Below are 26,540 nucleotides of genomic sequence, written 5' to 3' on the forward strand. Positions count from 1 at the left end.
GGAAAATATGAAGAGAAAATCTTTTTTACAGCAGAGTGCTATTTTTTCTGCTGCAAGTTTTTTAATGTTCAATGGTAATGCTTTTTCCAGATCAATTGTTAGTGGTTTAGCCAGTTATGGTGGAAATGATTTATATCAACTGTTTAAAAACCCATCAAATATTTATCGGCCATTTGTTCGTTGGTGGTGGAATGGGAATAAAATCGAAAAAACAGAACTGCTTAGAGAGCTTAAACTCTTAAAAGAAGCAGGAATTGGTGGAGTTGAAATATGCCCGATTTCATTTCCGTCCAATACCGATAATATGGGTATTCCATCAGTGGAGTGGCTAAGTGATGAATGGATAGATCTTTTAAAATTTACCTTAGAAGAAGCAAAAAAACTGGATATGACCTGCGATCTTTTAGCTGGAACTGGATTTCCATTCGGTGCAGAATTTTTAGAAGGCGAAGAACGTGCTCAGGTAGTCGTGGTTGCTGTTAAAAAAATACAAGGACCTTTAAAAACCGAAATATCTCTTTTTGATCTCTTTAAAGAGGCAGATCCAGCGACTTTAAGCCCTTATAGTGGTCGAAAGCCAGAAATTTTGGAGGTGAATATTGTTCCTGATCCATTGATTAGCATAGACCAGGTTAAAAATGTTACTTCGGAAATAGCCAACAATGCAATAAAGGTTGATTTACCCGAAGGTAAATTCGCTGTTCATGCACTAGTAAAGATTAATGGCTTTATGAAAGTAATACAAGGCACTCCAGGCGGTAGCGGGCCAGTATTAAATCATTATAATCAAAAAGCCGTTCAAAAATATTTAAACAAAATCACCGATTCTATTCAACATAGAATTGGCCCTCTTGCAGGCTCTATCCGTTCTTTTTTTGTAGATAGTTTAGAAATGGAAGGCGCAAACTGGACTGGTGATATGCGCCTGGAATTTCAAAAACGAAGAGGATATGATTTTTATCCTTATCTGCCATTTCTACTTTTTAAAACGGGTAGAATGGGAAATACAAGCGACCTAAACTATAATGTGAAGACTGGCCCAGAAATGGAACGTATGTTAAACAGGATGAGGTATGATTTTGAATATACCAAAGCCGAACTCTTCCGAGAAAGATTTTCAAATAATTATAGCAAATGGTGTGCTGAAAATAAAATAAAATCAAGAGCACAGGCTTATGGTAGAGGCCACTTTCCTTTAGAAGGTAGCTTTGGAATGGACATACCTGAAGGCGAAACCTGGATGAAATATGGCATTGGTGAAGAAATATCAGAAAAGGACTTTGCCAAATATCCTTGGCATCTGGGGCGAGGAAACACCATGATTAATAAATATGTTTCATCGGCAGCCCATTTAAAAGGGAAAAAATTGGTCAGTTCAGAAGAGCTAACGAATACCGATATGGTATTTAATGAGTCTTTAGAACTTTTTAAAATTGCGGGTGATCAAAGTACCATTTCAGGAATTACGCATCCCATTTTTCATGGATTTAATTATTCTCCAAAAAATGCAGCCTTTCCTGGTTGGATAACCTACGGCGGTTATTTTAACGAACAAAATACAATGTGGCCATACTTTAAGCACTATACCGATTATAGAGCAAGGCAATCTGCATTATTACAACAATGTACCTTTTTTGCAGATATAGCAATAATGGCACCTACTGGCGATATGTGGAGCGGATTTGGAGCACAAATGGAACCTTTCCCGTATAAGGTAACCCCGCCTTATCAAATGTTGATCTGGGAATCTATACACCAGAATGGAAATGCTTGCGATTATGTTTCTGAACAGGTAATTGCAGATGCTGACTTTAAGAGTGGCTGGCTGAAGTATGGTTCGAGAAAGTACCATACACTTTTCTTAATAGAAGTTAAGGGTATGTCGCCGCAAACAGCTAAAAAAATATACGATTTTGTTAAATCAGGAGGTCGAGTTTTTTGTATTGAAGCTTATCCTGAGCAATCTTTAGGCTGGTTTAATCATGAGCAAAATGATTTGGAGGTACAGAAATGGATAGGTGAATTAAAAAAATATCCTAAGCAATTTATACACTTAGCTAAACCCTCATCTAATTTTAAGGATTGGTACAAAACTGTACAGAACGATTATAATATTAAACCCTACTTAAAAATCGCAGCTCCGAATACTTTTATAACACAGGTAAGATACCAGGCTGATAATGCTGAAGTTTTCGTCATTAACAATTCCAGTAGTCACCTCAGTATCGATCTCGATGCTACATTTTTAACCGAAATTACAGAAAAAAGGCAAGCCTGGATTTGGGATGCAGCAAGTGGTGATAGATATAAACTGAATTTGAAGGATAGAAATTTTAAAGTAAAACTCTGTCCTGCAGAATCCAAAATCATTGTTTTTAACCAGGATAAAGATGGTGAAAACTGGCAACCTATCCCCGAAATATCAAACCATGCAACCAGCTTAAAATCTCCTTGGCAAATAGAGCTCAAAGCTATGCATGGAACATCTAAAAGCCAGGAAATGCTAAAGCTTACTGATTTAAAAGATGTACCTCAACTCATGCATTTTGCAGGTACGGTTTCTTACAAGTATACACTGGAGGTCTCGAATCCTACAGATTTCTCTTATCTGGATTTAGGAAAGGTAAGTGGGATTTCAACACTCATCGTAAACGGACAAACTTTAGGTGTAAGCTGGTACGGGCGCAGGGCTTATCTCGTTAAAAACCTACTGAAAGCAGGCCCAAATCATATCGAAGTTAAAGTTACCACTGTTATGGTGAATTATATGAAGTCTCTAACTGAAAACACTACAGCACAGTATTGGACAAATAATAAAGGAAAAGAACAACCACTTCAATCAATGGGGCTAATTGGTCCGGTAAATTTATTTTAAATAAAAACATAAAAATTATGAGGCATCAAAAAACAATAATTTTAATTCTGTTTATTTTTATACAGTCGCTGGCGGTATCAGCAAAAGATTATAAAGCATCTTTTTTTAATATCAAATCAGATGGCCTGACCATGAATACCAGATCTATTCAATTTGCTATAGATTATATTAATAAAAAAGGTGGCGGTCGATTGATATTTTATGTAGGTCGTTACCTAACAGGCTCTATTCATCTCAAATCGAATGTAACCTTGCAACTCGAAGAAGGCGCAGTATTACTGGGTTCAACCAATCCATTCGATTACGATAGAATCGGAAATACGGCCCTTATTCACGCCAGGGATTTAGAAAATGTAGGAATTACTGGCAAAGGTATGATTGATGGTCAGGGTAGAGCCTTGGCTAATAACTCCATACAATATGCAAACGCAGGTTTAATAGAAGATATATTAAAGTATGATCGTACTCGCGAATCAATCAGACCAATGGTGATTTATTTCTATGGCTGTAAAAATGTGAACATTAAAGAGATCATATTGCAAAATTCGGCCTGCTGGCTGCAGACTTACGAACGCTGTAAAGAATTAGTTATAGATAGTATAACGGTTAATAACGTGGCTTTCTGGAATAGTGATGGTATTGATGTGGTTGATTGTGATAATGTTATTATAACCAATAATAATATAAATGCGGCAGATGATGGGATTTGTCTAAAGTCACACAATGAAAAATTTTATTGCAACAATATACTTATCGAAAACAACATTGTCAGAACCAGCGCCAATGGTATTAAATTAGGCACGGCAGGTAAAGGCGGTTTTAAAAACATAAAAATCATTAATAATACAGTTTATAACACCTATCGCTCGGCAATTGCTTTACAAAGTGTAGATGGAGGTTTTCTAGAAGATATCGTTGTTGATGGTTTAAAAAGTACCAATACAGGTAATGTTATCTTTTTAAGATTGGGAGAAAGGCTTGCGGGTAAAAAATCTACTTTGAAGCGAATTTTAATTAAAAACGTTGTAGCAGATGTGCCACTCGGTAAAGCCGATACAGGTTATGATTACGAGGGACCTATAGAAGATATGCCAAGAAATATTTCCCCAATAATTATTGCTGGCCTGCCAGGTCAATATATTGAGGATGTTACCTTCAGCAATTTCGACATTTCTTATCCAGGTGGAGGAAGCAAGTTTATGGCCTTTGTAGCATTAGACAAATTAGATAACATACCAGAAGTTCCTGCTGGTTATCCCGAGTTTTCAATGTTTAAAGAAGTTCCAGCCTGGGGGATTTATGTCAGACATGCAAAGAACATTAACTTTTCAAACATTAATTTAAAGGCAGAGAAAAAAGATTACAGGTTACCTATCGTGATGGATGACGTGCACAATGCATTGCTTAAAAAGATGAAGTTTGAACAAATAGAACAGAAAAAACTATTGTATACTTACAAATCGACAAATGTAAGCGTTAACTAAATCTCCTTTAGCCAAAATGAGCTGCTTTTTACATAAGTTTTGCGTCCTCTTGCTTGTCCTAACCTTGGGCGCAAAGTTTTCATATAGTCAGGATGAATTTGCGCTTATTGAATCGAGAATAAATGATTACTTAAAAGCTGAGGTAGAGCCAGAGAAACTAAATCAAGATGTAAAAAAGTATATTTCAGATATTACCGGGGAAGGTTATTGGCCTGCCATTAATTATTCTTCGGTAGCCGAAACCAGTTGGGAACCACTTTTACATTTAAAAAGAGTGAAGCAATTTTCTTTAACCCTGGCTTTGAAAGGCCAGGGTATAGAGAAAAACTCCAAATTGGAATCGCTCACGGTTAAGGCACTGCGATATTGGTTAGCTAAAAATCCTAAAAGTAATAATTGGTTTCAGAATGATATTGCATCTCCTACCACAATTGGAGAAATTTTATTGCTCTTGAAAAATACCAGAATTTTACCTACCTCTCTACAAGATTCCTTGCTAAAAAGCATGGAGCAGGGGAATGTGGTTAAAGCGATTGGTGCCAATAAGCTTGATATAGCGACGCATATTATTTACAGGGCATCTTTAACAAAAGACAAAGCATTAATGGATTCGGCAGTTCATCAGGCATTTTTACCAATTACGCTCGATAATAGAGAAGGATTACAAAAGGATTATTCTTATCTGCAGCACGGCCCGCAATTACAAATCGCCAGCTACGGACAAGTTTTCCTAAACGGAGAATATAAGGTTGCTTCCTGGTTACTGGGTACCAGTTATGCATTGTCTTCTGAGAAAGTAAAAATTCTCGACCATTACTTAAATGAAACCTTTTTAAAAACCATAAGGGGTCGGTATATAGATTTCAACACAGAAGGTAGAGGGGTTTCCAGGAATGATGTTTTAGATAAAATAGATATTACTGCAAAGGGAGGACCTAATGCCTTGCTAGCTTTGGTAGAAAAAGTTAACCCCGAAAATGCACTTGCTTTAGGGGCTGCGCAGAAACGCATCATGCAGAAAGAAGCGCCGTCTTTTATGATTAAGCCTGCACACATCCATTTTTGGAAAGCAGATTATACGGTGCATAACCGCTCAGCTTATTCATTTAATCTTCGGTCTGTTTCCAAACGAACCGTCAGGGCGGAAGCTGGCAATAAAGAAAATTTGCTTGCTAAATTTTTACCAGATGGTTCTACCAATATCCAGAGAAGCGGGCAGGAATATTTTAACATCATGCCCGTTTGGGAATGGGATAAAATACCAGGCGTTACAGGGCGAGATTATCCCATTGATCAAAAGCTTACAATAGAATGGGGAGAAAGAGGTGTTGGTGTTTTTGTTGGTGGGGTGAGTGACGGCGTTTATGGCGCATCCGCATATCAGCTCAATTACAATGAAGTAACGGCGAAAAAAGCATGGTTCTTCTTCGATGGAGAAGTTGTTTGCCTTGGCGCAGCTATTAATAGCTTTGCTAAAGAAGCGATTACCACAACAGTTAATCAGGCCTGGCAAAAAGGTAGAGTTAAGGCATTGGCCAATAACAAATTCATTTCTGTTGATAATACACTTAGCTCAATGGATCTTAAATGGATATGGCATGATAGTGTCGGCTATTACTTTCCTAAAGGAGGTAAGCTAAAATTAAGCAACCAGGTTCAAAAAGGTAGTTGGTCGTTAATTAATCTAAACCGTTCAAAAGAGCAGGTTAAAGGGAAAGTGTTTAAGTTATGGTTTGAGCATGGCCTAGATCCTGCTGATGATTCCTACGCCTATATTGTCCGTCCCGGTGTAAGCGAAAAAGATATGCTGAAACCCTATGCGGATGTAGAAATACTATCAAACGATGGCGCCATTCAGGCGGTGAAAAATAATGCTCTAAATATGCTTCAGGCAGTTTTTCATGAGCCAGGAATTTTAAATGGACCTAATTTTTCGCTTAAAGTTGATAGGGCGTGTATCGTACTAATCAAAAATACCTCAACCACAACCCCAACTGTGTATGTGGCAGATCCTACGCAGACTTTAACGCAGGTTAAGCTCAGTTTTAATTCGCAATGGGTAAAGGAAAATGAAGAACGATCGATAAGCTTTCCAAATGGCAGTGATAAAGGAAAAAGCGTAAGCTTTCAATTCGAATAAATTAACAACAATCAACTAACCAAAATAATGAAAAAAATAACTTTACTCTTTATCCTAATTTTATTTAAAGTCACCAGTGGCAGGGCACAAAATAAACCTTTAATAGATGTAGAAAAACAATTTAGCATTGCGGCCAAGCAATATGAAGGAATGCTGGCAACCCACAAAGATTTAACGCAGTTTCCACAATCAACAAAAAAGAACGGTGAGGCTGATAATAGAACTTCAGATTGGTGGTGCAGTGGCTTTTTTGGTGGTTCTTTGTGGTATTTATATGAATACACTGGAGCAGAAAAATGGAAAACGGCTGCAGATCGATGGACTAGAGCCCTGGACAAGGAGAAATATAATACCAGAACCCACGACTTAGGATTCATGCTGTACTGCTCTTATGGTAATGGGTACAGGATAACACAAAATAATGAATATATAGAACCTATGGTTACTGGTGCAAATTCATTATCTACCAGATTTGATCCTGCTTACGGATTAATTAAGTCGTGGGATAAACATGCCGATTGCGAGTACCCAGTAATTATTGATAACATGATGAATCTTGAGTTTTTGTGTTGGGCTGCTAAACAGACAAAAGATAAAAAACTGCGAGATATTGCAATAAAACATGCTGATAATACACTTAAGCATCATTTTAGAAAAGATTATAGTAGTTTCCATGTGGTGTGTTATTTGCCAGGCACAAAAGTCTTCAGAAAGAAAACACATCAAGGGGCAGCTGATTCCTCGGCCTGGGCAAGGGGACAGGCTTGGGCGATGTACGGTTATGCTTTAATGTACAGGGAAACTAAGGATAAAAAATACCTCAAGCAAGCCGAAGGTATCGCCAGTTTTATTATTAATCACCCCAATATGCCTGAAGACAAAGTTCCATATTGGGATTTTAATGCCCCAAATATTCCAAATGAAGAAAGAGATGCATCGGCTGCTGCGGTATTTGCATCTGCGTTTTTAGAAATGAGTACCTTTTCTAAAAAGAATCAAAAGCTATATTTCAAAACTGCTGAGGATATGCTTGTTAGCTTATCATCGCCAGTATACACGGCGAAAATTGGGGAGAATAATAATTTTATTTTAAAACATTCGGTAGGACATAAGCCAGGGAATTCTGAAATCGATACGCCGCTAGTATATGCGGATTATTATTATTTAGAAGCACTGTTGAGATATAAGAAGCTAACAGTTCAATAACCTGTCTCAATTACAGAATAAGGTGTAGGAATCTTGATTTCTAGACTTATCTGTTTTAATTACGGTATGATTTATAGTTTTCTTTGGTTATAATATCAATAGGCATATAATAGGTAGCCTCAATTTCGGTATTTAAAACCAAATTCTGATACAGTGTCATTATACCTTTATGGCCTTGTTCCTGAGGTTTTTGACAGATCAGGAAGTCTATAATACCTTTTTTTAAATAAGCAATGCTTTCAGTTAAAAAGTCATATCCAACCAAACGGATGTGGCTTAAACCATTTTTCTCCAAAAATTGTGCAACAGAGAAAACCCTGGAGTTGGTTACAAAAATAACTTTAACGTCCGTGTGTTCTGCTAGTACCACTCTAAGTTTAATAGAGATAGATGCATAATCTGTTTCAGGAGTAATGTCTGTTTTTATAATCTGAACTTCTTTCTCATGACCTTCAAAATAGGAAATGAAACCTTTCTCTTTTCTAAGTAAGTGATGATAGCTGTCGATTTCTTTTGAAATATTAACAATTAAAATCTTATCGTGCTTTGCAACCAAATAGTTCACAATATGAGCACTAAGATGACCACTTTGAAATAAGTCCGGCCCGATATAACTCAGTCTGGATTCATTGGGGATGTCGGAGTTGATAAAAACCTGGGGGATTTTTGCAAGATTACACAATTTAGAAAAAGCCAGAGATTCTTCGATGAAGATCGGCGCAACCAACACCCCATCAACATTTGTTTTAAGAATTTTTTTCGACTGGTCTACAAAGGATTGCTTATCATTCTGATTATAAAAGTATTTATCAATTACAATTCCAAATTGTTTTATTTCCGCTTCTGCCTGCTGAATACCTTTTAAAGGTGCTTCCCAAAATTCAGTTTCTGATGATACTGCTGGAATCAGAGTCGCAAACCGAAGGACTTTTTTCGAAGCTAATCTTCTCGCCAAGATGTTGGGTTGGTAATCCAGCTCTTTCATGATTGCCAATATCTTTTTTCTGGTTACCTCAGCTACTCCAGTTCGGTCGTGTATAACTCTATCTACAGTGCCTATAGAAACATTGGCCTGTCTTGCTATTTCCTTCACACCTATAAGCACATTGTCTTTCATATTTGCCCTTGTTTTCTTTTGTAAAAGTATTACTACTACTTGAAAAAAAAAAATCAAAACTTGAGGTTAAAAATCAGCTTATTACAGTGTATAAATAAGATAATTTACCCCTTCAGTTTTTGAATTCTAGCATGATTTTGCTGCCTTTTTTAAGGCAGCTCTTGTTGATTATTCTCTATTAAACATAAAATAATCGGATGTTACTTTCTTGATGGGTCTTTTAATAACCAATAGGCTAATATCGAAATCCCTCTCGGATACCAGTAGCCAATCCAGACCTCTCCCTTGTTAAGCAACCCATCATTGTAAGCATAAGGACTATTTTTATTCCAATTGTAAATATAGGGCGCAGAAGAATGATTTATTCCATACCATTGCGAAGCCACCGCATCAGCTACAATGGTTTTGCTAAACCATGTCGTTCCTTCCCCAGTCGTTAATTTGATGCCATAATCGGTTATGCTTTGTTGATAAGTAGCTGCATAATCTTTTTTTAATACCTCAGACAAATCATGCAACAAAGGCGATTTACTACCAGCCAGACCAGGCAAAAATAAACCTTCGCCAATTACAACCGAACGCTGTTTCCACTTAGGGAAAGACTCATCCAAGCTAACGGGTATAAAACCATATTTTTGCTGCGCTTTTTTTAAAGTATTAAGAATTAATCGGGCTTCATTTTCAAGATGAAGAGCCTGCTTATTTCTTAATGCTTCATTATTTACCGAAATGCCAGAGTTTTTATAACCGATTCCTTCACCATCTACAACACCTTTTTTTGAATTATCAAAACTTGTGTGATTTTCCTTGTTTGATAAAGACCTAAACATTTCAGCAGCCACAGCGTAGGCACTTAACTGTTTTGCGCCTAAAAAGGTGTTGTCTGGAGAGAGCTTTAACGCCTCGTTGGCATCGTATGTGGTCCAGCCATAGGCTTTATCTGCTATGCCATTGCCGTTGGTGTCACGGTTTATAACCGATTGGAGTAATACATCTACTGTACCCAACATGGATTTCACAAAAACATCGTCTTTACTGATTTTCCAGTACCAATATAAAAGTAATACGAACGAAGTATTTTCTTCTACAGCCATATGTGGGCCATAGTTATAGTTTGCTGTTTCACTTACAAAGGGTAAATCGCCAACATCGTGATATAAATAGGGGCCATATTCAGCTGAGGTCATTCCTTGTTGATAAGCTGGTTTATTTTGTGTTGCGTTTTCGGCTACACGTACTTCCTTCTGGGCAATATAGTTTGTCCATTGATTAAGTTGAAGCTTTAACCGCCAAGGTGAGAAAATTGCATTTACCTCCGTTTCATGGGCTACGTCAACAGTACTTAAATGTTTAAATCTACCTTCTGAAACATAAAATCGCGGCTCTTTATTTTTGTCAAGTAAAAAAAAAGTATTGGCCAAATCGGTATGAAAGGCTAAAGCCAAAACCCATTTCTCCTCCCTGCTTAAATCTCTGCCCATTAAGCTATCCTCAAATTTTTGAGTCAGGATAATGTTTTGTTCATAGTTTTCCTGGGCATACTTTAAAACTGCTCCAATATTTTTCCAATAGTTGGTGTAGTAGAATTTTAAAGGTTGATTGATGCGTTTGTCTTCAATTACAGTACTGTCATTATGAGCAGCATAAACCTGCGATAACTCTTTTGTAGCCTGTTGGGCCAGACTAAATTCATAAAAAAGACCACCAAACCCATCTTCGTTGAAGGTGCCTTTTGCTGCAGGTTTAACTGCGGCTAAAGCAAGCTTGCTATTGAAATGAGCATTGTCTTTAAAGAAAAGCACTTGTTCTGCGTTCTCTGGTTTAATGGGTTCAAGATTCATGAAATTAAAGCTTTTTACAGGTGTTTTAGCTAAAGCCACTTTAAGCTTACAATCTATATTGTTCTGGCTTTCATTAGCAACTCGGATTTGCATGTAAAAGCCTGGAAATATCTGCGTTTTGATAGCTGAGGTATCATTTAAGTCTTTTGAAGAAGTAAAAGAAGAAATTAGGGTAAATGATACCTTGATTCCTTCAGGCGTTTCTCCAGTAATTTCCATGGATGCAGGACCAAATTTTAGTGTTTGGTTTTTCAAGTAGCTGGTATTTCTAGGAAGTCTCGTTGTTCTAAAACAATAGTTTTTGTCCTTAATGGTTAAAGCAATTAGTAACCCAGCCTGTTCATCCATGTCAAAACCAAGGCTTCCAGTTTGCATGCTCTGGTTTTCATTATGTAGTGAAAAAGTGAACCTGCTTCCTAAACGCGAGTTTAGAAGCGAAAAGTTAGTGCTGTCCGTTAACGGTGTACTAATTAAGTTTTGATCGACTTTAAAACTTTGTGCACGGGGCGTTAAAGCAAAACCGAGCAATAAGGCACAGAAAAATATTTTACGAAAATCCATTGTTAAATTTTGTTTTTATAACCTTTAGTTACTTTTAAAGCTTGAGGCAGGCAATCCTTCCTGGTTGTATAGATTTGCTCCATCAGGACTATCAGCCCAGGCATACCTAACTGCAATTGGTTTGCTGATGAGCTCATTCCATACTACAACTTGATTGTTTACTATTTTAGCCTTGGCAGGTATAAAGTTTTTTCCATCATCAGATATGCTGAAATAATTTAACTTTTCACCAATAAATTTTAATCCCGAACCGACATGATCAAAAGAAATCACTACATTTTCTCCATCAATAGTTATCGATTTGTAAATGGGGCCTGAAAACACGATGTTTTCATGATAGGCAATTTTTCGTGCACCCAAGGCGAGCCGCTTACCTACATCAGATTTGTTGCGAGGGTGGAGGTCATCTTTTTCACCAATATCGTGTATTACAGCCATAGCTGTGTACGGTATTTCCAGCGATCTCATCTGTGCTTCTCTGAGCAAAGCCCAATTGCTGTTTTCGGGTTCCTTATCCGTAGCCAGATAATTGGCTAATTGCACATAGATAAAAGGTAACATCGGATCTTGCCAGTCTTTTCTCCATTGATTAATTAGAGAGCCGAGCAAACTTTGATATTCTTCAGGTTTGGGAATATTACTTTCACCCTGATACCATAATATTCCTTTAATTTTATAATTAGATAAAGGCTTTACCATTGCATAATAATAGGCAGTAGGAGTATGCAAGGATAATCCATTGCCTTTTGGTAAAAGTTCTTTCTCGATTCCGAATTTATATTTCCAAGGCTCATTTAAGGTAATGGTATCTTTTTCAAAGTGAAGCAGGTAATTGTTTTTTGAATCAAAGCTAAGTCCGTTTGTTGGGCTGGTTAAACGGATGGTTATACTGTTTTTTCCAGCTTTAAATAAACCTGGGTTAACCTTGTAATCGCGTGCCGTATAACCACTATTAATCGATCCTATTTTATGTCCGTTTACAAAAGTTTCATCTTCTGTATGCATCATGCCTAATGAAAGAATAGCTGTTTTTCCCATCATAGAAGCAGGAATATCCATTTCTGTTTTAAACCATACTACCCCATATTTAGAGACCACGCTTTCTGTATTAAATTGCTTTAGGTTCGTGATTTCCTTCCAGTCTGTTTGAGGGTGGTAGGATTCTTCAAACCATTTTTCTTTTAAACCTAAATCATCCTCTTTAACCGATTTATACCAGGATTCAGATTTTAATTGATGAGCATTCAACGTTTGTGCTAATTCATTAGGGTCTTGAAACCTTTTGGCAATTTTTTCATATCCAGGAAATGATTTTAATGATTTATAGTCCACCCAGGATTGGATAGGGGTTCCACCTACACTTGAATTAATAATGCCAATAGGTATTTGATATTTTTCATAAAGATCTTTTGCGAAAAAAAATGCAACTGCAGAAAAGGATAAAATTGTTTCAGGATTTACGCTGACCCAGCCGCTATCACTGATTACATTTTCCATGGGCGTAAAAGCCATATCGCGTTTAACCGTAAACTGCCTTATTTCTGGGTAATTACTGTTTTGAATAATCTGGCTGTAATTTGCTTTAATGTTTGCCCTGCCCATTGCGGCCTCCATATTGGATTGCCCCGTGCAAAGCCAAACATCCCCAAAAAGTAAATTTTTTATTTCGATGTTGTTAATGCGCATATTGTATGGGCCTCCAGCTTTTTGCGCCTTTATATCTATGGCCCATTTTTGGTCTGCATTAGCCTTCGTTTTATAGATTTTGTTATTAAACGTTAAGGTAATTTTTTCTCCAATATCAGCCCAACCCCAAATTTTAATCGTCTGATCGCGTTGTAAAATCATTCCATTGCTAACTAAGCGTGGGAGCCTAACTTCAGCTTTTACGTTAATAAAAGATAATAGTAAGATGGCGGCACAACAAGCTAATTTTTTCATAAGATAAAAGAGGTATCGATTTTATAAATGGTTAGATATATGATTGTTTGAAAAATATATCAATACAATAATACAATATCTCATTTGAATGTTGGTAAAAAAATGATAAAAAAACATATAAGTTACCGTACACGAATGCATTATTTTAGATTTTGATAATTTTGTTGTTTATGGTTTCCAGTTGAGAATGCTAAGTGTTTTTGAACTGATTTTAACTGACAAGTTGCTTACGGGAATAATTATAAATAACACGCAGGCGATAGATGTTTTAATAACAGATATGAGTATGCACTGCCAACAGGTATGCGAGCAATATGCCTTTTTTGAAGCACTAAGAATGCTGTTCGTAGGGCAAATCTTTTTTGAATGCAGGCGAAGTTTAATTTTATAGTTTGTTCACACAATATTAATATTGTGTGACTAACTTGTCTTAAAAATTCAAATTCAATAATATGCTCTTGATTAGTTGGAAATCAGATTATTGTTGATTTTTATCGCAATTTATATTTTTAATTAGCATTTTAAATGAAGCTGAAATTAATTATCATTCTCATATCTATTTCTCAATTAGTTTTTGCCCAGTTACCTGGAAAAGTCAATGGGAATCAAATTTTATTGCCAAATGGTTGGAAACTAAGTCCGGCAGGACATTCAATAGATTTAGGTGATTTACCATTGAATATGCAGTTAAGCAGTTCGGAGAAATTTATTGCAGTTACCAATAATGGTCAAAGTACACAAACAGTACAATTGATAGATGCAAAAACCGAAAAAATTCTTGATGAGGTGGTTTTAAAGAAATCTTGGTATGGTTTGGCTTTTAGTAAAGATGATAAGCACCTTTATGTTTCTGGCGGGAATGATAATTTAATTTTAGATTTCAATATCCAGGCTAATAAACTCGGTAAAAGTGACACGATTTTCTTGGGTCCGATATGGCCGAAGGCGAAAATTAGTCCAGCAGGTATAGTGGTCAATAAAATTAATACCAAACTCTTTACTGTGACAAAGGAAGACAGTAGTTTATACATCATTGATGTTAAAGGGAAAATAATAGAAAACAGGATTCAGCTTCCAGCGATAGCTTATAGTTGTCAATTGTCTGCTGATGAAAATAAATTGTATGTTTCCTTGTGGGGAGGTCGTTCTGTTGCTGTAGTTGACTTGAATGAAAAGAAAATTAGTTCCCTAATCGAAGTTGGTGATCACCCTAATGAACTACTTTTAAATAAAAAAGGAAACTTTCTTTATGTAGCAAATGCAAATGATAATACAGTTTCTGTAATTAATACCATAAATAACAAGGTCGTAGAAACCATTTCTACAACATTATATGCCACTCAGCTAACGGGCTCTACAACTAATGGTCTTTCCTTGAGTAAAAATGAAAAAGCTCTTTACATTGCCAACGCTGATAATAACTGCCTTGCAGTTTTTGATGTGAGTACCCCTGGTTATAGCCAAAGCGCTGGCTTTATTCCAGTTGGTTGGTATCCAACAAGCGTAAAGGTTTCGGGCAACCGAATATTGGTAACTAATGGTAAGGGCAATACTTCTATGGCCAACCCTCAAGGTCCGCAACCTATATCCAAAGCCGACAATAGTGGCTACCAGATGGGAAGTACGGCAAACAACAAGCTACAATATATCGCAGGATTGTTTAAGGGGACTTTATCTTTTATCTCAATACCAAATTTTGTTCAATTAAAAGAGTTTACCAAACAGGTTTATGCTAATACACCATTTACCGATCAACGAACAATTTTAGCGGATGGTGAAGAGGGAAATCCTATTCCCAGGAAATTAGGTGAAAAATCTCCTATTAAACATGTTTTTTATATTATCAAGGAAAACAGAACTTATGATCAGGTACTTGGTGATATAAAGGAAGGCAATGGAGATTCATCTCTTACCTTATTTGGCAAAAAGATTACCCCAAACCAGCATGCTTTGGCCATGAATTATGTATTGTTAGATAATTTTTATGTTGATGCAGAAGTTAGTGCAGATGGACATAATTGGAGTATGGCGGCCTACGCAACGGATGTGGTCGAAAAAACATGGCCAACTAGCTATGGTGCCAGAGGCGGAACCACAAATTACGAAGGTGGACGTTCTGTAACCTATCCCAAAGGAGGTTTTATTTGGGATTATTGTCAGCGTGCTGGAATCACTTACAGAAGCTACGGAGAATTTGGTGAGTATGGCAAAGCTAATATAAAATCTTTGAAGGGGCATATGAGTCCTAACTCGCCTGGTTTTGATATGGATATCACCGATCAGGTGCGGGCAGATGCATGGGAGCATGACTTTGATTCACTATTGGTTGCTAAGGCCGTACCACAGTTCAGTACATTGAGAATATCCAATGACCATACCAGTGGTCAGAAAAAAGGAAAGGTTTCTCCTCAATCTGCTGTAGCAGATAATGATTTAGCAGTAGGTAGAATTATTGAACACCTTTCTAAAAGCTCAGTATGGAAGGAATCCGTTGTATTTATTTTAGAAGATGATGCACAAAATGGTCCGGATCATGTTGATGCACACCGCTCACCTGCTTATGTAGTAGGTCCTTATGTAAAACGAAATGCGGTAATACACACCATGTATTCAACTTCTGGTTTTTTGAGAACGATGGAACTGATTCTGGGTTTACCCCCAATGAGTCAGTATGATGCTGCAGCTGTGCCTTTGTTCGAATGTTTCATAAGCACACCAAACTTTACACCTTATATGTCTGTTCGTCCTGCTATTAACTTGGATAATAGGAATTTAGCTATAAATGAGAGTAGTAAAAGGTCAGAGCTTTTTAATTTTGCCAGTGAAGATGCCGTTCCTGATTTAGATTTAAATGACGTAATTTGGAAGTCAGTGAAAGGTGAAGACTCAGTAATGCCAGCTCCAAAAAGAAGTGCTTTCGTTATATTGGAAAAGAAAAAGAAAGATGATGATTAAAATTTTGTTCAATTCTAACAATTAACAACCTATGTCTCGTCCTGCTAAAGCTTGTCATTAATTTTCGAAAAATTCCTGGAATTAATGAAAGACAGGCCATTATTCTTAATGGTTATATGAGGAGCCTGATCTGCTATTTAGCGTAAAGGAAATTGAAAATAGACTTTGCAGTTCCAATCAAACCGCTAGAACGGATCTTGAAGGATTGAATGTAGGAGGCCTTCAAGAAGAAATAAACATGAACAAAAAAACTAAGTTTTATTGTAAATCCGGAGAGTTTGATGCGTTTTTGAAAAAAGAAATGCCAATCTAAATAAGGCCTTATAAAGATAGAGCAAAATAAATTTTTATAAAGCTCATTTGATCATATAGAATAAAGATCTTCATTTTACATGGTAAATACCCCATTGAAATATCTTAGATATGATGAATTTCAGAATGCATTATTAATCATTTGATTTAAAAGTGATGAAGATCATTTATTTTATCCGCTTGTTATACCATCTTTGAATGTAAATATTTTGGCGAAATTCCTTGATACTTTGATAATAGAGTTATTGATTTACTGAACTGTTATTAAAACTGAATTCAAATATATTAATCATGTTAGGAGATTTAAATAAAAGAGAATTACTTGATTTAATCGAGAATCAGGTTATCGGTAGGTTGGGCTGTCATACAGACGGAGAAACCTATATTGTTCCAGTCAATTATGTGTATCGGGATAATGCGATTTATTTGCATTCTGGAAAAGGTAAAAAGGTAGATATGATGCGTGCCAATCCTAAGGTATGTTTTCAGGTAGATGAGATAAAAGACACCTTTAGGTGGAAAAGTGCTATTCTTTGGGGCAATTCTATTGAATTGAGCAGTGAGGAAAGACAACAGGCTATGCAAGGGATTATACACCGCATTATGCCATTAACCAATCGTCCTTCAGAAGAACCTTCGCATGGCATAAAACCAGAATTACATGATAATATTATCGTATTTAAAATAGAGCTTACCGATATTAGTGGGAAGTATGAAACACACGATGATTATTGAGCTTGTTCTATATCTCCAATTCCTTTTGGCTCTATGGTCTATATATTTCTTTTGGTGTCGTAATTTTTATTGCCCTCAGTATACTTAAGTAGGGCAAATCTGTAACATCTATTCTTGCTGGTGGAGGAATTCTGGGACATGCGCTTATATTAGGCTTTCAGGATATTGCTACAAGTTTTATGTCAGAAATATTTCTTTCTATCAGAAAACCTCTAGATAGTCGTGGGACTGAATTCTATCTTTTCAGCAATTTTTCTACTGGATGTTGCATCATAACCATGGCCTAGGGAGAGCAATTTTGTCGCATCGAGAATTTTAATTCTCGGATCTTCTCTATGCTTTTCCTTTCTTTCCTTAATGCCCATAGTAATGTGAATGTATATAACACCAGTAATAATGATTGACATTCCGCAAGGTATTTTAATAAAAGAGAATGCTGCCATCAAAAAAAGGTGTATTTTTTTTAAATTAATTCTTTGTGCCCAATTATTTTTTACTGAACAATAAACCAGAGAAATTGTTACCTTAAGCATATGCAAATTGAAACGGAAATGCTTGTAATTGGTGGTGGACTGGCTGGTTTAACCGCGGCTCTGCATTTACAGCAATCTGGATTTCATGTGACGCTAATTGAAAAAAATTCTTATCCTCACCATAAAGTTTGCGGGGAGTATGTTTCCAATGAAGTACTTCCGTATTTAAGCTGGCTGGGCATTTCCTTTGAAAGCCTCAAACCATCTTTGATAACTAGTTTACAGTTTAGTTCTGTTTCCGGATCTTCTCTTAATGCTAGCTTGCCGCTCGGTGGATTTGGCCTCAGTAGGTATGCTATGGATGATTTCCTTTATCAAGAACTCTTAAAAAGGGGTGTTTCGGTCCTTTTTGCTACAGTTACTCAAGTCCTATATGAGGATGATCTTTTCATTGTTGAGACTAATTTAGGAAAGCAGTTCATTGCAAAACAGGTCCTAGGTGCCTTTGGTAAAAGATCCTCACTTGATAAAACGCTTGGAAGGGATTTTATGCTGAGTAAATTCCCTTATCTTGCTGTAAAGGCGCACTATGAGGGTAAATTCCCTTCCAACCTGGTTGCACTACATAATTTTAGTGGAGGGTATTGCGGGGTTTCAAAAATTGAAGAAAACAAACTGAATATATGTTACCTCGCCAGTTATAACAGTTTCAAGCATTTTAAGAATATAGAAAACTACCAGCAGGAAGTGCTGTATAAAAATAAGTTTCTCAAAAATATTTTAGAAGATTCAAAAATGATTTTTGAGGCGCCGCTAACCATAAGTCAGATTTGTTTTGAACCAAAGGAACCTGTTTTTGATCACATTATCATGATAGGAGATACTGCGGCGTTGATTCATCCGCTTTGTGGTAATGGTATGGCTATGGCGATACACAGTGCGAAAATTGCAGCTGAGCTCATGATTAGGTTTTTCCGAACTGAAGCACTTTCCAGAACGTTAATGGAAAAAGAATATACCAGGCAATGGAAAGCTCTTTTTCAAAGAAGGCTCTTTGCAGGAAAAATTTTGTCCGCTGTTTTCAACACTCCGCCTATCCAGAAATTAGCCCTAGGCACTTTAACTAAAATGCCTGGTCTGCTTTCAAGGGCTATCAAAATGACGCATGGAAAACCACTATCAATTTCTCAATAAATGCCAATAAGTACAAAATTTAGAAGTACAGCTGCAGAAATCATGGATGATTTTGCAATGGAAGGTGAGATCTTAACAGATGCCCTTGACAAAATCGCTGCGATAAATAAACTTCTTGGTGGCAACAAAGTCACTTTGGAAGGCATTGGGATGTTGATGCAAAAAAATAATTCGGCTGAGCTAAGCATTACTGACGTGGGTTGTGGCAATGGAGCCATGCTTAGGATGCTCGCGGATTATGCCCGTAAAAATCATCTAAACTTTAAATTGAAAGGAATAGACGCCAATAAATGTACAATCGACCATGCAGTGAGCTGCTCTTTTCACTATCCAGAGATAAAATACCAGTGCAGTGATATTTTTGATCAAAGCAAAGATACTGAGCGCTGCGATATTATGCTGTTCACCCTTACACTGCATCATTTTTCGGATAGCCAAATAATAAATCTTTTAAACAACCTTAGCAAAGGGGTTTTCGTAGGTATAGTTGTAAATGATCTGGAACGAAGTAGCCTTGCCTACCGGCTTTTTACCGCACTGAGCTATGTATTTAAGCTTAATGATATGTCAAGGGAAGATGGTTTAGTGTCAATTCTACGTGGATTTAAGCGGGCAGATCTGAAGCGCTACGAAAAAGATTTAGACATTACCTCAAGTTATGTAGGCTGGAGATGGGCTTTCAGGTATTTATGGGTTATTAAAACAAGATGAGCGTAAAAATAAAAACAATAAGCAAAGCTTTACCTGATTTCTCGAGAACAACTTCGGAAATTCTGCCATTTTTGGATATTTGGTTAGCGGGACAGGACGACCGATTTATCAGAAAGGTTAAAAAAATATTTGAAGGAGCTGCGGTGGATAAAAGGTATTCGATAATGTCCCCCGAAGAAGTATTTTCTGACTTAACTTTTGAAAAGCGAAATGATATTTATGTTCGGGCGGCGATCAAGCTCGGTAAACAATGTCTTTCTTCGGCTTTGGAAAAAGCAGACTGGAAACCAGTCGATTTAGATTTTATCATTACCGTAAGCTGTACCGGGATTATGATACCCTCGCTTGATGCTTACCTAATTAATGCCCTTGGCCTACGGCAAGATATTGTAAGGCTTCCAGTTACCGAAATGGGCTGCGCAGCAGGGGTGTCTGGGATGATTTATGCTAAAAACTTTTTAAAGGCAAATCCTGGAACAAGAGCCGCAGTTATTGCTGTCGAATCGCCGACAGCAACATTTCAGCTCAATGATTTTTCAATGGCCAATATCGTCAGTGCAGCAATTTTTGGAGACGGGGCCGCTTGCGTGCTGCTCAGCTCTCATGAATCTGATCAGGGACCAGAAATTCTTGCAGAAGAAATGTATCATTTTTACCAGTCCGAAGATATGATGGGCTTTAAGCTTACCGATACCGGACTTCAGATGGTGCTTGATGTGGAAGTGCCGGAAACCATTGCCGAGCATTTTCCTGAAATAATTCATCCTTTTTTACTAAAAAACGGGTTGGAAATTTCGGATATAGACCATCTTATTTTTCATCCAGGTGGAAGGAAAATTATCCAGGTTGTAGAAGAACTATTTGGTCAGCTCGGCAAAAATATTAACCAGACCAAAGAGGTATTAAAACAATATGGTAATATGAGTAGTGCGACGGTGCTGTATGTGTTACAGAGCTATATGGAAAGTAATCCTGGTTCTGGGGAAACGGGCTTGATGCTTAGTTTTGGACCAGGCTTTTCTGCACAAAGAATACTTTTGAAGTGGTAATATGACTAAAGCAGAAATTCTTAGCAAACTTCCTTATGGGAAGGACTTTTTATTCGTTGGAGAACTGTTGCATGTGGATGAAGACGGCGTAAAAGGTACCTATACGTTTGATAAAACGCTTTTCTTTTATAAGTCACACTTCAAAGATTTTTCTATTACTCCAGCAGTCATACTTACAGAAACCATGGCGCAGATTGGCTTGGTGTGTTTAGGTATTTATCTGGTCGGGAAAACCTCAATAGGAAAAGGTTTTGGCCTCGCGATGACCTCCAGTGAAATTGATTTTTTAAAACCTGTGTATCCGGGCGAGCAAGTTTTGGTTGAAAGTGAAAAGATTTATTTCAGGTTTAATAAATTATCATGTAGAGTCGTTATGAAAAATGCTGCAGGCGAGACGGTTTGTAAAGGTATAATATCAGGCATGATAACAGCTAACAAATGAACCAAAATAGGGTTGTGATTACGGGCTTAGGCGTATGTGCGCCGAATGGAACAACTGTTGAGGAATTTCGTTATGCCATAGAAAATGGGGTGTCTGGCATAAGCCATCAGCCCGAACTTGAAAGGTTGGGTTTTTCTTGCCAAATAGCGGGTAAACCCAACCTTGATGCAGTACGGATAGCACAATACTTTACGCCTCTTGAAATAAGAAACTTAGATAGTTCCGGGATTGTTTATGGGGTTATTGCAGGGCTCGATGCCTGGCGGGATTCTGGCCTTGAAATCGCCGATACAGCTGAGCCTGACTGGGATAGTGGCACATTCTTTGGAACTGGAACTTCTGGGATTGATAAGTTTAGATGGGCGATCAACAAAATCGATGAACTTGAAATAAGAAAGCTAGGTAGTAGTGTTGTAGCGCAAACCATGGCTAGTGGTGTCAGTGCTTTTATCAGCGGTAAAATCGGTTTTGGAAACAGGGTCAGTACGAATTCTGCTGCCTGCGCAACTGGTACTGAAAGTATCTTGATGGCCTATGAACACATTAAGTCCGGTAAAGCAAAAAGAATGCTTGCCGGTAGCACAAGTGATAGTGGTCCATATATATGGGGCGGTTTTGATGCGATGAAGGTTTGTACATTCAAGCACAATGATTCGCCCGAAAGCGGGAGTAGGCCAATGAGCAAAACTGCAAGCGGGTTTGTACCCGGGAGTGGGGCAGGCGCACTGGTATTAGAATCTCTTGAAAGCGCGGTCTCCAGAAATGCCAGGATTTATGCAGAGATAATCGGTGGCCATATAAACTCTGGTGGTCAGCGTGGTGAGGGGACAATGACCGCCCCTAACTCGGTATCTGTTCAGCGTTGTATTTTAAAAGCAATCGAGGATGCCAGAATTAAACCAGGAGATATCGATGTTATTAATGGACATTTGACTGCAACAAGCAAAGATGCACTCGAGATTGAAAACTGGAAGATTGCGCTTGGCTGCTCAAAAGAAAATTTTCCTTATATAAATTCGCTGAAAGGAATGATTGGTCATTGTATCAGTGCGGCGGGCAGCATCGAATGCGTCGCTTCCGTGCTGCAGTTGCACGAAGGATTTATCTTCCCAAACATAAATTGCAAGGATTTGAATTTAGAAATTTCCTCCCTGATAGATGAGCGAAGGGTGCCTCGCAAACTATTAAAAAAAAGTTTTAATATTTTAGCCAAAGCCAGTTTTGGTTTTGGAGATGTGAATGCTTGCTTAATTTTGAAAAAATATCATAATGGATAAACAAGAGATAATCTCTGGCCTTAGGGAAATTATTTCCCTTTACACCGAAAACAAGGACGCATTGGAAAACATCAATGAACAAACGGACTTTATTACCGACTTAAAAATAAATTCAGCAAATCTTGTGGATATCGTGCTTGATATAGAAGAAAAGTTTAGTATATCAATAGATAACGATTCGATGGCAAGGATGTTGAATGTTAAGGCTACTGTTGATGTCATTGAAAGTAAACTTGCTGAGAATGCTGGGTAACGATGTTGTAGACCTAAGACTTGCGAAAACGCAAAGCAACTGGAAACGGCCAAACTATTTGTCGAAAGTTTTTTCTTCAGATGAGCAGAATCTAATCTATAGCTCAGGAAATACTGAACTAATGGTCTGGCTTATGTGGAGCATGAAAGAAGCGGCCTATAAAATTGTAAACCGAAACACTGGACTTCGTTTTTATGATCCAAAGGCCTTTTGCTGTAGCGTCGATCTAGATGGTTGGCAAGCAAAGGGTTCTGTCAATTATCTAGGTCAACAATTTTTAACATATAGCGATGTAGGTCAATACTATGTCCATACGCTGAGTATTACTTCAGCTATTAGCTTTGAAAACTGCAGGATAATCCATGCCCAAAACTGTAGCGATTATGTAAATTGTTTTAACCGCGACCATACAGATTTAAAGCTGCAAAGAAATAACTCGGGATTACCTGAAATTTGTATAATGCGGACAATGAAACAGCATATCGCTACAACAAGCCATCATGGGAGCTTTCTCTTTATTGCTTATCTATTATCCTGAGTAATTTTGATAAGTGTATTCTTGCAAAATGAAAGATAAAAGCTTTTTGTTATAGGTATATCATTTCCCAAAATCGTGGCATTAAAAATTGCCTCTACATTAATGATAGGTAAATCAGTTTTGTACCTAGTTCCCACCCATGCATTAGAAGACCAGATCAACCGTGACTTGACAACACTTTTCGATAATATGACCTTATGGAAATTGGTGTTTACTTTACTGACTTTCTTCAAATATTGAAAATATTATAGAAAAAGATATGCTTTGAAAAGAATATCTTAAATTCTTAATTTACCTATCTGATTATGCTATTCATGTCAAATGAAACCTTCCGCTGCAATTAAGCTGTTTGTCCAAAGTTTGTTGACATTTTCTTGTGTGATATCTTTATTAGAAGTGGCTGCAGGTTTCGATTTTTTGAAATAAGCTCCATTTTCTTTCTTTATATTTTGAATAGCCGTAGTTGCCAAATAGATAGAAGTAGCAGCCCCTTTTTCGGTGGTGATCATAAACGGACGTGCCAGCATAAATACAAATTTTAAAAAACCGCTCATGTCGCTCCCAAAATTAGAATTAACTACGCCAGGGTGTAGGCAGTAAGTGGTGATAGCTGTACTTTGAGTATGTGCTACTAAGCCTTTGGTAAAAAGAATGTTAGCCAATTTGCCGTCTCCATAAGCTTGCATATCCGAAAGCTTGGTGTTATTCTTTTGAAAGAGCCTTGACGCTTTTCCTAAGGCATGTGCCGATGATGATACATTGATCACCCGGCTCTCTGCAGAAGCTTTAAGCAAGCTCAATAAATTCATCGTCAATACAAAATGACCTAGGTGATTAGCTGCAAATGATTTTTCATAACCTTCCTTCGTAAAACTAATGCCAACTGGTGAGTAGCCTGCATTGTTGATTAAACGGTCGATATGTGTATATTTTAATTTGATTTTCTCTGCTGCGCTTTTTACAGAAGCTAGGTCTGTGAGGTCTGCAAGATAAAAGTCTAGCGATGCATCGGGGTGGATTTTTTTAATATCAGCATTGTTTTGATCTGCCTTTTCTTGTGTCTTAACCAATAAAATTAGGTAGTTACCTTGTTTGGCTAGTGCTGTTGCAGTGGCTAAGCCAATGCCTGAATTTGCACCAGTGATGAGTATGGTTTGCATTTAATATAATTTAAATGGGTGAATTTTAGAAAAATGTATTTGGAACTAACTAATAAGAAGTGTATGAAGAATGAGCTATATTGTGGTTCTATAAGGTGCCAATTATCATAATCCCCTGTTCTTTTTTCAGCTTTTAACAAAAGAGGATACGGGTCTTCTTAAGGAAACTGGCTCGGGATATTCTTTGATATACCCACACCGTAAGATAAATTGTATATGATCGACAATTCCTAAAGCCTCGTTTATTTTCTGGCTGAAAGGCTGTTCTTCCAATATCTGGGTCATCGGGTGGATGGCTATCTGCTTTTCTCGAATTTCTAATAACAAACGCTGCAAACGTTTACCTGTTTCGAGTAGCGCAATGGTGGAGCTGTCCTTACTTGTAATGAGTAACCAACCTGCCGACTGGCTCACCTGTGTTTTTACTTTTTCCAAACTTTGTTCCCTGAAGTTATCTTTCATTGCGGAAGCCGAGGTATAAAAATTCCTGACGAACCATCCCGAAATTCCAATAATTTCCATACTTGCGGTTGTAAGTCCATCCTTATAATGTCGGGCTTCCTTGCTCGAAAAACGCAACCATTTTCCTAGTTCTTTTTCAGCATCATTGCGGTAAGTTTGCTGCTGATTGGCCGCAAGTGTTTGCTTATTGAGCCAGCTAAATTCTTTGCTATCCCTAGAGAAATAATGAAAATAGTTTTCATCGCTCTCACTTAAACTCTGCAAATCTTTGGGTTTGATTGGTTCATTTAGATAGTTGGACCGAATTGTTCTCCTACTTATTATTTTTGAAATGTCAATAGGGGCCTGTATTTTGGCTTTAATTAACGTTACCTCCATAATTTTTTCAGTCTGGTTGGTATCAGCCAACATTTTCCAATCACAACGGTAACCGTAATAGCTGGCAGCATATTCCAGATTTTGCATAAATGCACCTATGGATAAAATGGTTTCACGTTGTGATGGATCTACAGCCGGAAGCCATTTTGATTTGTCATTGCAAATGATCCAATGAAAGGCGGCTAAATGCTTTACAAACCAGGGCTGCGTATTGTGGCCGCTTGGAGCGAGTGAAGCAAGATATAGTATTTCCTGCTCAACGGGCTTCAGCAATGGTACTCTAGTGGAAGCCGTTATATCGGCTCTAACATAGTTACTTTTATCACTGGTTAGATAACCAATACCGCCAACGGCCAATACCGTTCCGCCAGCAAGACCCAAAAATGTCCTCCGTTTCATATATTCTTAATAGGGATTTTTAACATTATCCACAAGATTAGCTCGTCATGATTATTAAAAGATAGAGCAAAAAATTAAGGTGTCAAAAGGATATCTCTTTTTTCTCTAAATTCTTCCTTGCTGATTTCCCCAGCTGCAAAACGTCTGTTTAAGATGTCAAGTGGGGTATCTTTCCTATGGCGCTGACCAGGGATGTTAAAAGGAAGGGCAAAAATCCAAAAGAGTAAGACTACCCATATACACCACCAGATAAAATCCATACCCCAGTAGCTATTTTCGTAAAACACCACAATTAATTAATTATCGACCAGACATCTGGCCTTCACAAAGCTGAATTTTTTATTGTAGTTAGCTTTATCTGATTCTGTGGATTACTTATATGATTCACACTTTCTCCTCATTTCCTGAGCTCAGCGTTTTCTAGGTCATTTAGGATTGGTGTGAATAATGCAATTCTGTTGTGTTATTATGCAACATAGGGTAAGCCGATTCGGTGATATTTACATACAGATATTGGTAACTCATGACCATCTCATTTTTTAATACTAACCTATGACTGACATACATTTTTACGAAGTGGATCTAAAATGGGACTGCCAATTAAATGGAACCTTAACTCCACCTGTAATTTCTCATCAGATAAAAGTTGACGCTTACGCTGAAATAACAAAAGGAATAAAAATAAAAGAAAAATGGACTCCTGAACATTTGTTTGTTGCGGCAGTAAATTCATGCTTAATGAGCACTTTTTTATTGGTAGCCGAAAACTCTAAATTTCAATTCATAAGTTTTGATTGCAATGCAGTTGGAGAAATTGAAAAGATAGATGGAAAGTTTGTAGTTACAGCAATTGTGCTTAAACCCACATTAATCATCTCAATTAACCAAAATAAAACGAAGGCAAAGCGAGTACTCGAAATGAGCGAAAAGGCATGCGCAATTGCTAACCCGATCCAAACAAAAATCACATTAGAGCCAATGGTGATGATTGAACATTAAATATAATTGCTTAAAGCCCCAAATAATAAAAAATGAAA

The 26,540-nt window shown here is 37.3% G+C and carries 21 protein-coding genes; 14 read left to right on the forward strand and 7 right to left on the reverse strand.

Features of this window, described 5'->3' with window-relative positions:
- The first annotated feature begins 7 nt into the window (after positions 1–7).
- The 4 genes from ACFOUY_RS07390 to ACFOUY_RS07405 are packed head-to-tail and all read left to right on the forward strand — an operon-like array spanning position 8 to position 7,705.
- Positions 8–2,875, forward strand: coding sequence for a glycosyl hydrolase (locus tag ACFOUY_RS07390; protein ID WP_378959849.1), 2,868 nt, complete (start codon positions 8–10; stop codon positions 2,873–2,875).
- 17 nt (positions 2,876–2,892) lie between these two features.
- Positions 2,893–4,359: a glycoside hydrolase family 28 protein gene (locus ACFOUY_RS07395; protein ID WP_378959850.1), complete on the forward strand. Its 1,467-nt coding sequence runs from the start codon at positions 2,893–2,895 to the stop codon at positions 4,357–4,359.
- 16 nt (positions 4,360–4,375) lie between these two features.
- Positions 4,376–6,499, forward strand: coding sequence for a polysaccharide lyase family 8 super-sandwich domain-containing protein (locus tag ACFOUY_RS07400; protein ID WP_378959851.1), 2,124 nt, complete (start codon positions 4,376–4,378; stop codon positions 6,497–6,499).
- Positions 6,500–6,526: 27 nt separating this feature from the next.
- Positions 6,527–7,705, forward strand: coding sequence for a glycoside hydrolase family 88 protein (locus ACFOUY_RS07405; RefSeq protein ID WP_378959852.1), 1,179 nt, complete (start codon positions 6,527–6,529; stop codon positions 7,703–7,705).
- Positions 7,706–7,760: 55 nt separating this feature from the next.
- On the opposite strand, the gene ACFOUY_RS07410 is transcribed toward ACFOUY_RS07405, so the two are convergent.
- The 3 genes from ACFOUY_RS07410 to ACFOUY_RS07420 form a co-directional block, all read right to left on the reverse strand.
- Positions 7,761–8,822, reverse strand: a complete 1,062-nt coding sequence (locus ACFOUY_RS07410; RefSeq protein WP_378959853.1) for a LacI family DNA-binding transcriptional regulator — start codon at positions 8,820–8,822, stop codon at positions 7,761–7,763.
- A gap of 200 nt (positions 8,823–9,022) precedes the next feature.
- Positions 9,023–11,224 (reverse strand): glycoside hydrolase family 52 protein, encoded by a 2,202-nt coding sequence (locus ACFOUY_RS07415; RefSeq protein WP_378959854.1) that lies wholly within the window; start codon positions 11,222–11,224, stop codon positions 9,023–9,025.
- 24 nt (positions 11,225–11,248) lie between these two features.
- A complete protein-coding gene (locus ACFOUY_RS07420) occupies positions 11,249–13,165 on the reverse strand; it encodes a sialate O-acetylesterase (RefSeq protein ID WP_378959855.1) in 1,917 nt (638 codons plus the stop codon).
- A gap of 525 nt (positions 13,166–13,690) precedes the next feature.
- Here ACFOUY_RS07420 and ACFOUY_RS07425 point away from each other — a divergent pair.
- Both ACFOUY_RS07425 and ACFOUY_RS07430 read left to right on the forward strand, forming a co-directional pair.
- Positions 13,691–16,120 carry a bifunctional YncE family protein/alkaline phosphatase family protein gene (locus ACFOUY_RS07425; protein ID WP_378959856.1) on the forward strand — a complete coding sequence of 810 codons (2,430 nt, stop codon included), beginning with the start codon at positions 13,691–13,693 and terminating at the stop codon, positions 16,118–16,120.
- 603 nt (positions 16,121–16,723) lie between these two features.
- Positions 16,724–17,167 carry a pyridoxamine 5'-phosphate oxidase family protein gene (locus ACFOUY_RS07430; RefSeq protein WP_378959857.1) on the forward strand — a complete coding sequence of 148 codons (444 nt, stop codon included), beginning with the start codon at positions 16,724–16,726 and terminating at the stop codon, positions 17,165–17,167.
- Between the two features lie 212 nt (positions 17,168–17,379).
- Here ACFOUY_RS07430 and ACFOUY_RS07435 read toward each other — a convergent pair whose 3' ends face one another.
- The gene (locus tag ACFOUY_RS07435; protein WP_378959858.1) at positions 17,380–17,700 is read right to left on the reverse strand and encodes a hypothetical protein; all 321 of its coding nucleotides are present in this window, start codon (positions 17,698–17,700) and stop codon (positions 17,380–17,382) included.
- Between ACFOUY_RS07435 and ACFOUY_RS07440 the strand changes: the two genes are divergently transcribed.
- From ACFOUY_RS07440 to ACFOUY_RS07470, 7 genes are read left to right on the forward strand one after another with little or no spacing between them, the layout of a single operon-like run.
- On the forward strand, positions 17,701–18,834 hold the full coding sequence (locus ACFOUY_RS07440; protein ID WP_378959859.1) for an NAD(P)/FAD-dependent oxidoreductase: 1,134 nt from the start codon (positions 17,701–17,703) through the stop codon (positions 18,832–18,834). It abuts the gene before it with no gap.
- A complete protein-coding gene (locus ACFOUY_RS07445; protein ID WP_378959860.1) occupies positions 18,835–19,545 on the forward strand; it encodes a methyltransferase domain-containing protein in 711 nt (236 codons plus the stop codon).
- Positions 19,542–20,594 (forward strand): type III polyketide synthase, encoded by a 1,053-nt coding sequence (locus ACFOUY_RS07450; RefSeq protein ID WP_378959861.1) that lies wholly within the window; start codon positions 19,542–19,544, stop codon positions 20,592–20,594. Before ACFOUY_RS07445 ends, ACFOUY_RS07450 begins: the two co-directional genes overlap by 4 nt.
- Before the next feature lies 1 nt (position 20,595).
- The gene (locus ACFOUY_RS07455; protein WP_378959862.1) at positions 20,596–21,036 is read left to right on the forward strand and encodes a 3-hydroxyacyl-ACP dehydratase FabZ family protein; all 441 of its coding nucleotides are present in this window, start codon (positions 20,596–20,598) and stop codon (positions 21,034–21,036) included.
- The gene (locus tag ACFOUY_RS07460; RefSeq protein WP_378959863.1) at positions 21,033–22,313 is read left to right on the forward strand and encodes a beta-ketoacyl-[acyl-carrier-protein] synthase family protein; all 1,281 of its coding nucleotides are present in this window, start codon (positions 21,033–21,035) and stop codon (positions 22,311–22,313) included. Before ACFOUY_RS07455 ends, ACFOUY_RS07460 begins: the two co-directional genes overlap by 4 nt.
- A complete protein-coding gene (locus ACFOUY_RS07465; RefSeq protein ID WP_378959864.1) occupies positions 22,306–22,566 on the forward strand; it encodes an acyl carrier protein in 261 nt (86 codons plus the stop codon). Before ACFOUY_RS07460 ends, ACFOUY_RS07465 begins: the two co-directional genes overlap by 8 nt.
- The gene (locus tag ACFOUY_RS07470) at positions 22,556–23,104 is read left to right on the forward strand and encodes a 4'-phosphopantetheinyl transferase family protein (RefSeq protein ID WP_378959865.1); all 549 of its coding nucleotides are present in this window, start codon (positions 22,556–22,558) and stop codon (positions 23,102–23,104) included. The genes ACFOUY_RS07465 and ACFOUY_RS07470 overlap by 11 nt, the downstream gene beginning before the upstream one ends.
- Before the next feature lie 317 nt (positions 23,105–23,421).
- Here the strand turns inward: ACFOUY_RS07470 and ACFOUY_RS07475 are convergent, their stop codons facing one another.
- From ACFOUY_RS07475 to ACFOUY_RS07485, 3 genes are all read right to left on the reverse strand, one after another.
- Positions 23,422–24,264: an SDR family NAD(P)-dependent oxidoreductase gene (locus ACFOUY_RS07475; RefSeq protein ID WP_378959866.1), complete on the reverse strand. Its 843-nt coding sequence runs from the start codon at positions 24,262–24,264 to the stop codon at positions 23,422–23,424.
- A 126-nt stretch (positions 24,265–24,390) separates the two neighbouring features.
- Positions 24,391–25,503 carry an Acg family FMN-binding oxidoreductase gene (locus tag ACFOUY_RS07480; protein ID WP_378959867.1) on the reverse strand — a complete coding sequence of 371 codons (1,113 nt, stop codon included), beginning with the start codon at positions 25,501–25,503 and terminating at the stop codon, positions 24,391–24,393.
- A gap of 74 nt (positions 25,504–25,577) precedes the next feature.
- Positions 25,578–25,763: an SHOCT domain-containing protein gene (locus tag ACFOUY_RS07485; protein WP_378959868.1), complete on the reverse strand. Its 186-nt coding sequence runs from the start codon at positions 25,761–25,763 to the stop codon at positions 25,578–25,580.
- A 292-nt stretch (positions 25,764–26,055) separates the two neighbouring features.
- On the opposite strand from ACFOUY_RS07485, the gene ACFOUY_RS07490 reads away from it, so the two are divergent.
- The gene (locus tag ACFOUY_RS07490) at positions 26,056–26,502 is read left to right on the forward strand and encodes an OsmC family protein (protein WP_378959869.1); all 447 of its coding nucleotides are present in this window, start codon (positions 26,056–26,058) and stop codon (positions 26,500–26,502) included.
- Positions 26,503–26,540: the final 38 nt, after the last annotated feature.

The organism is Pedobacter jamesrossensis, assembly GCF_042650905.1.
Lineage (GTDB): Bacteria > Bacteroidota > Bacteroidia > Sphingobacteriales > Sphingobacteriaceae > Pedobacter > Pedobacter jamesrossensis.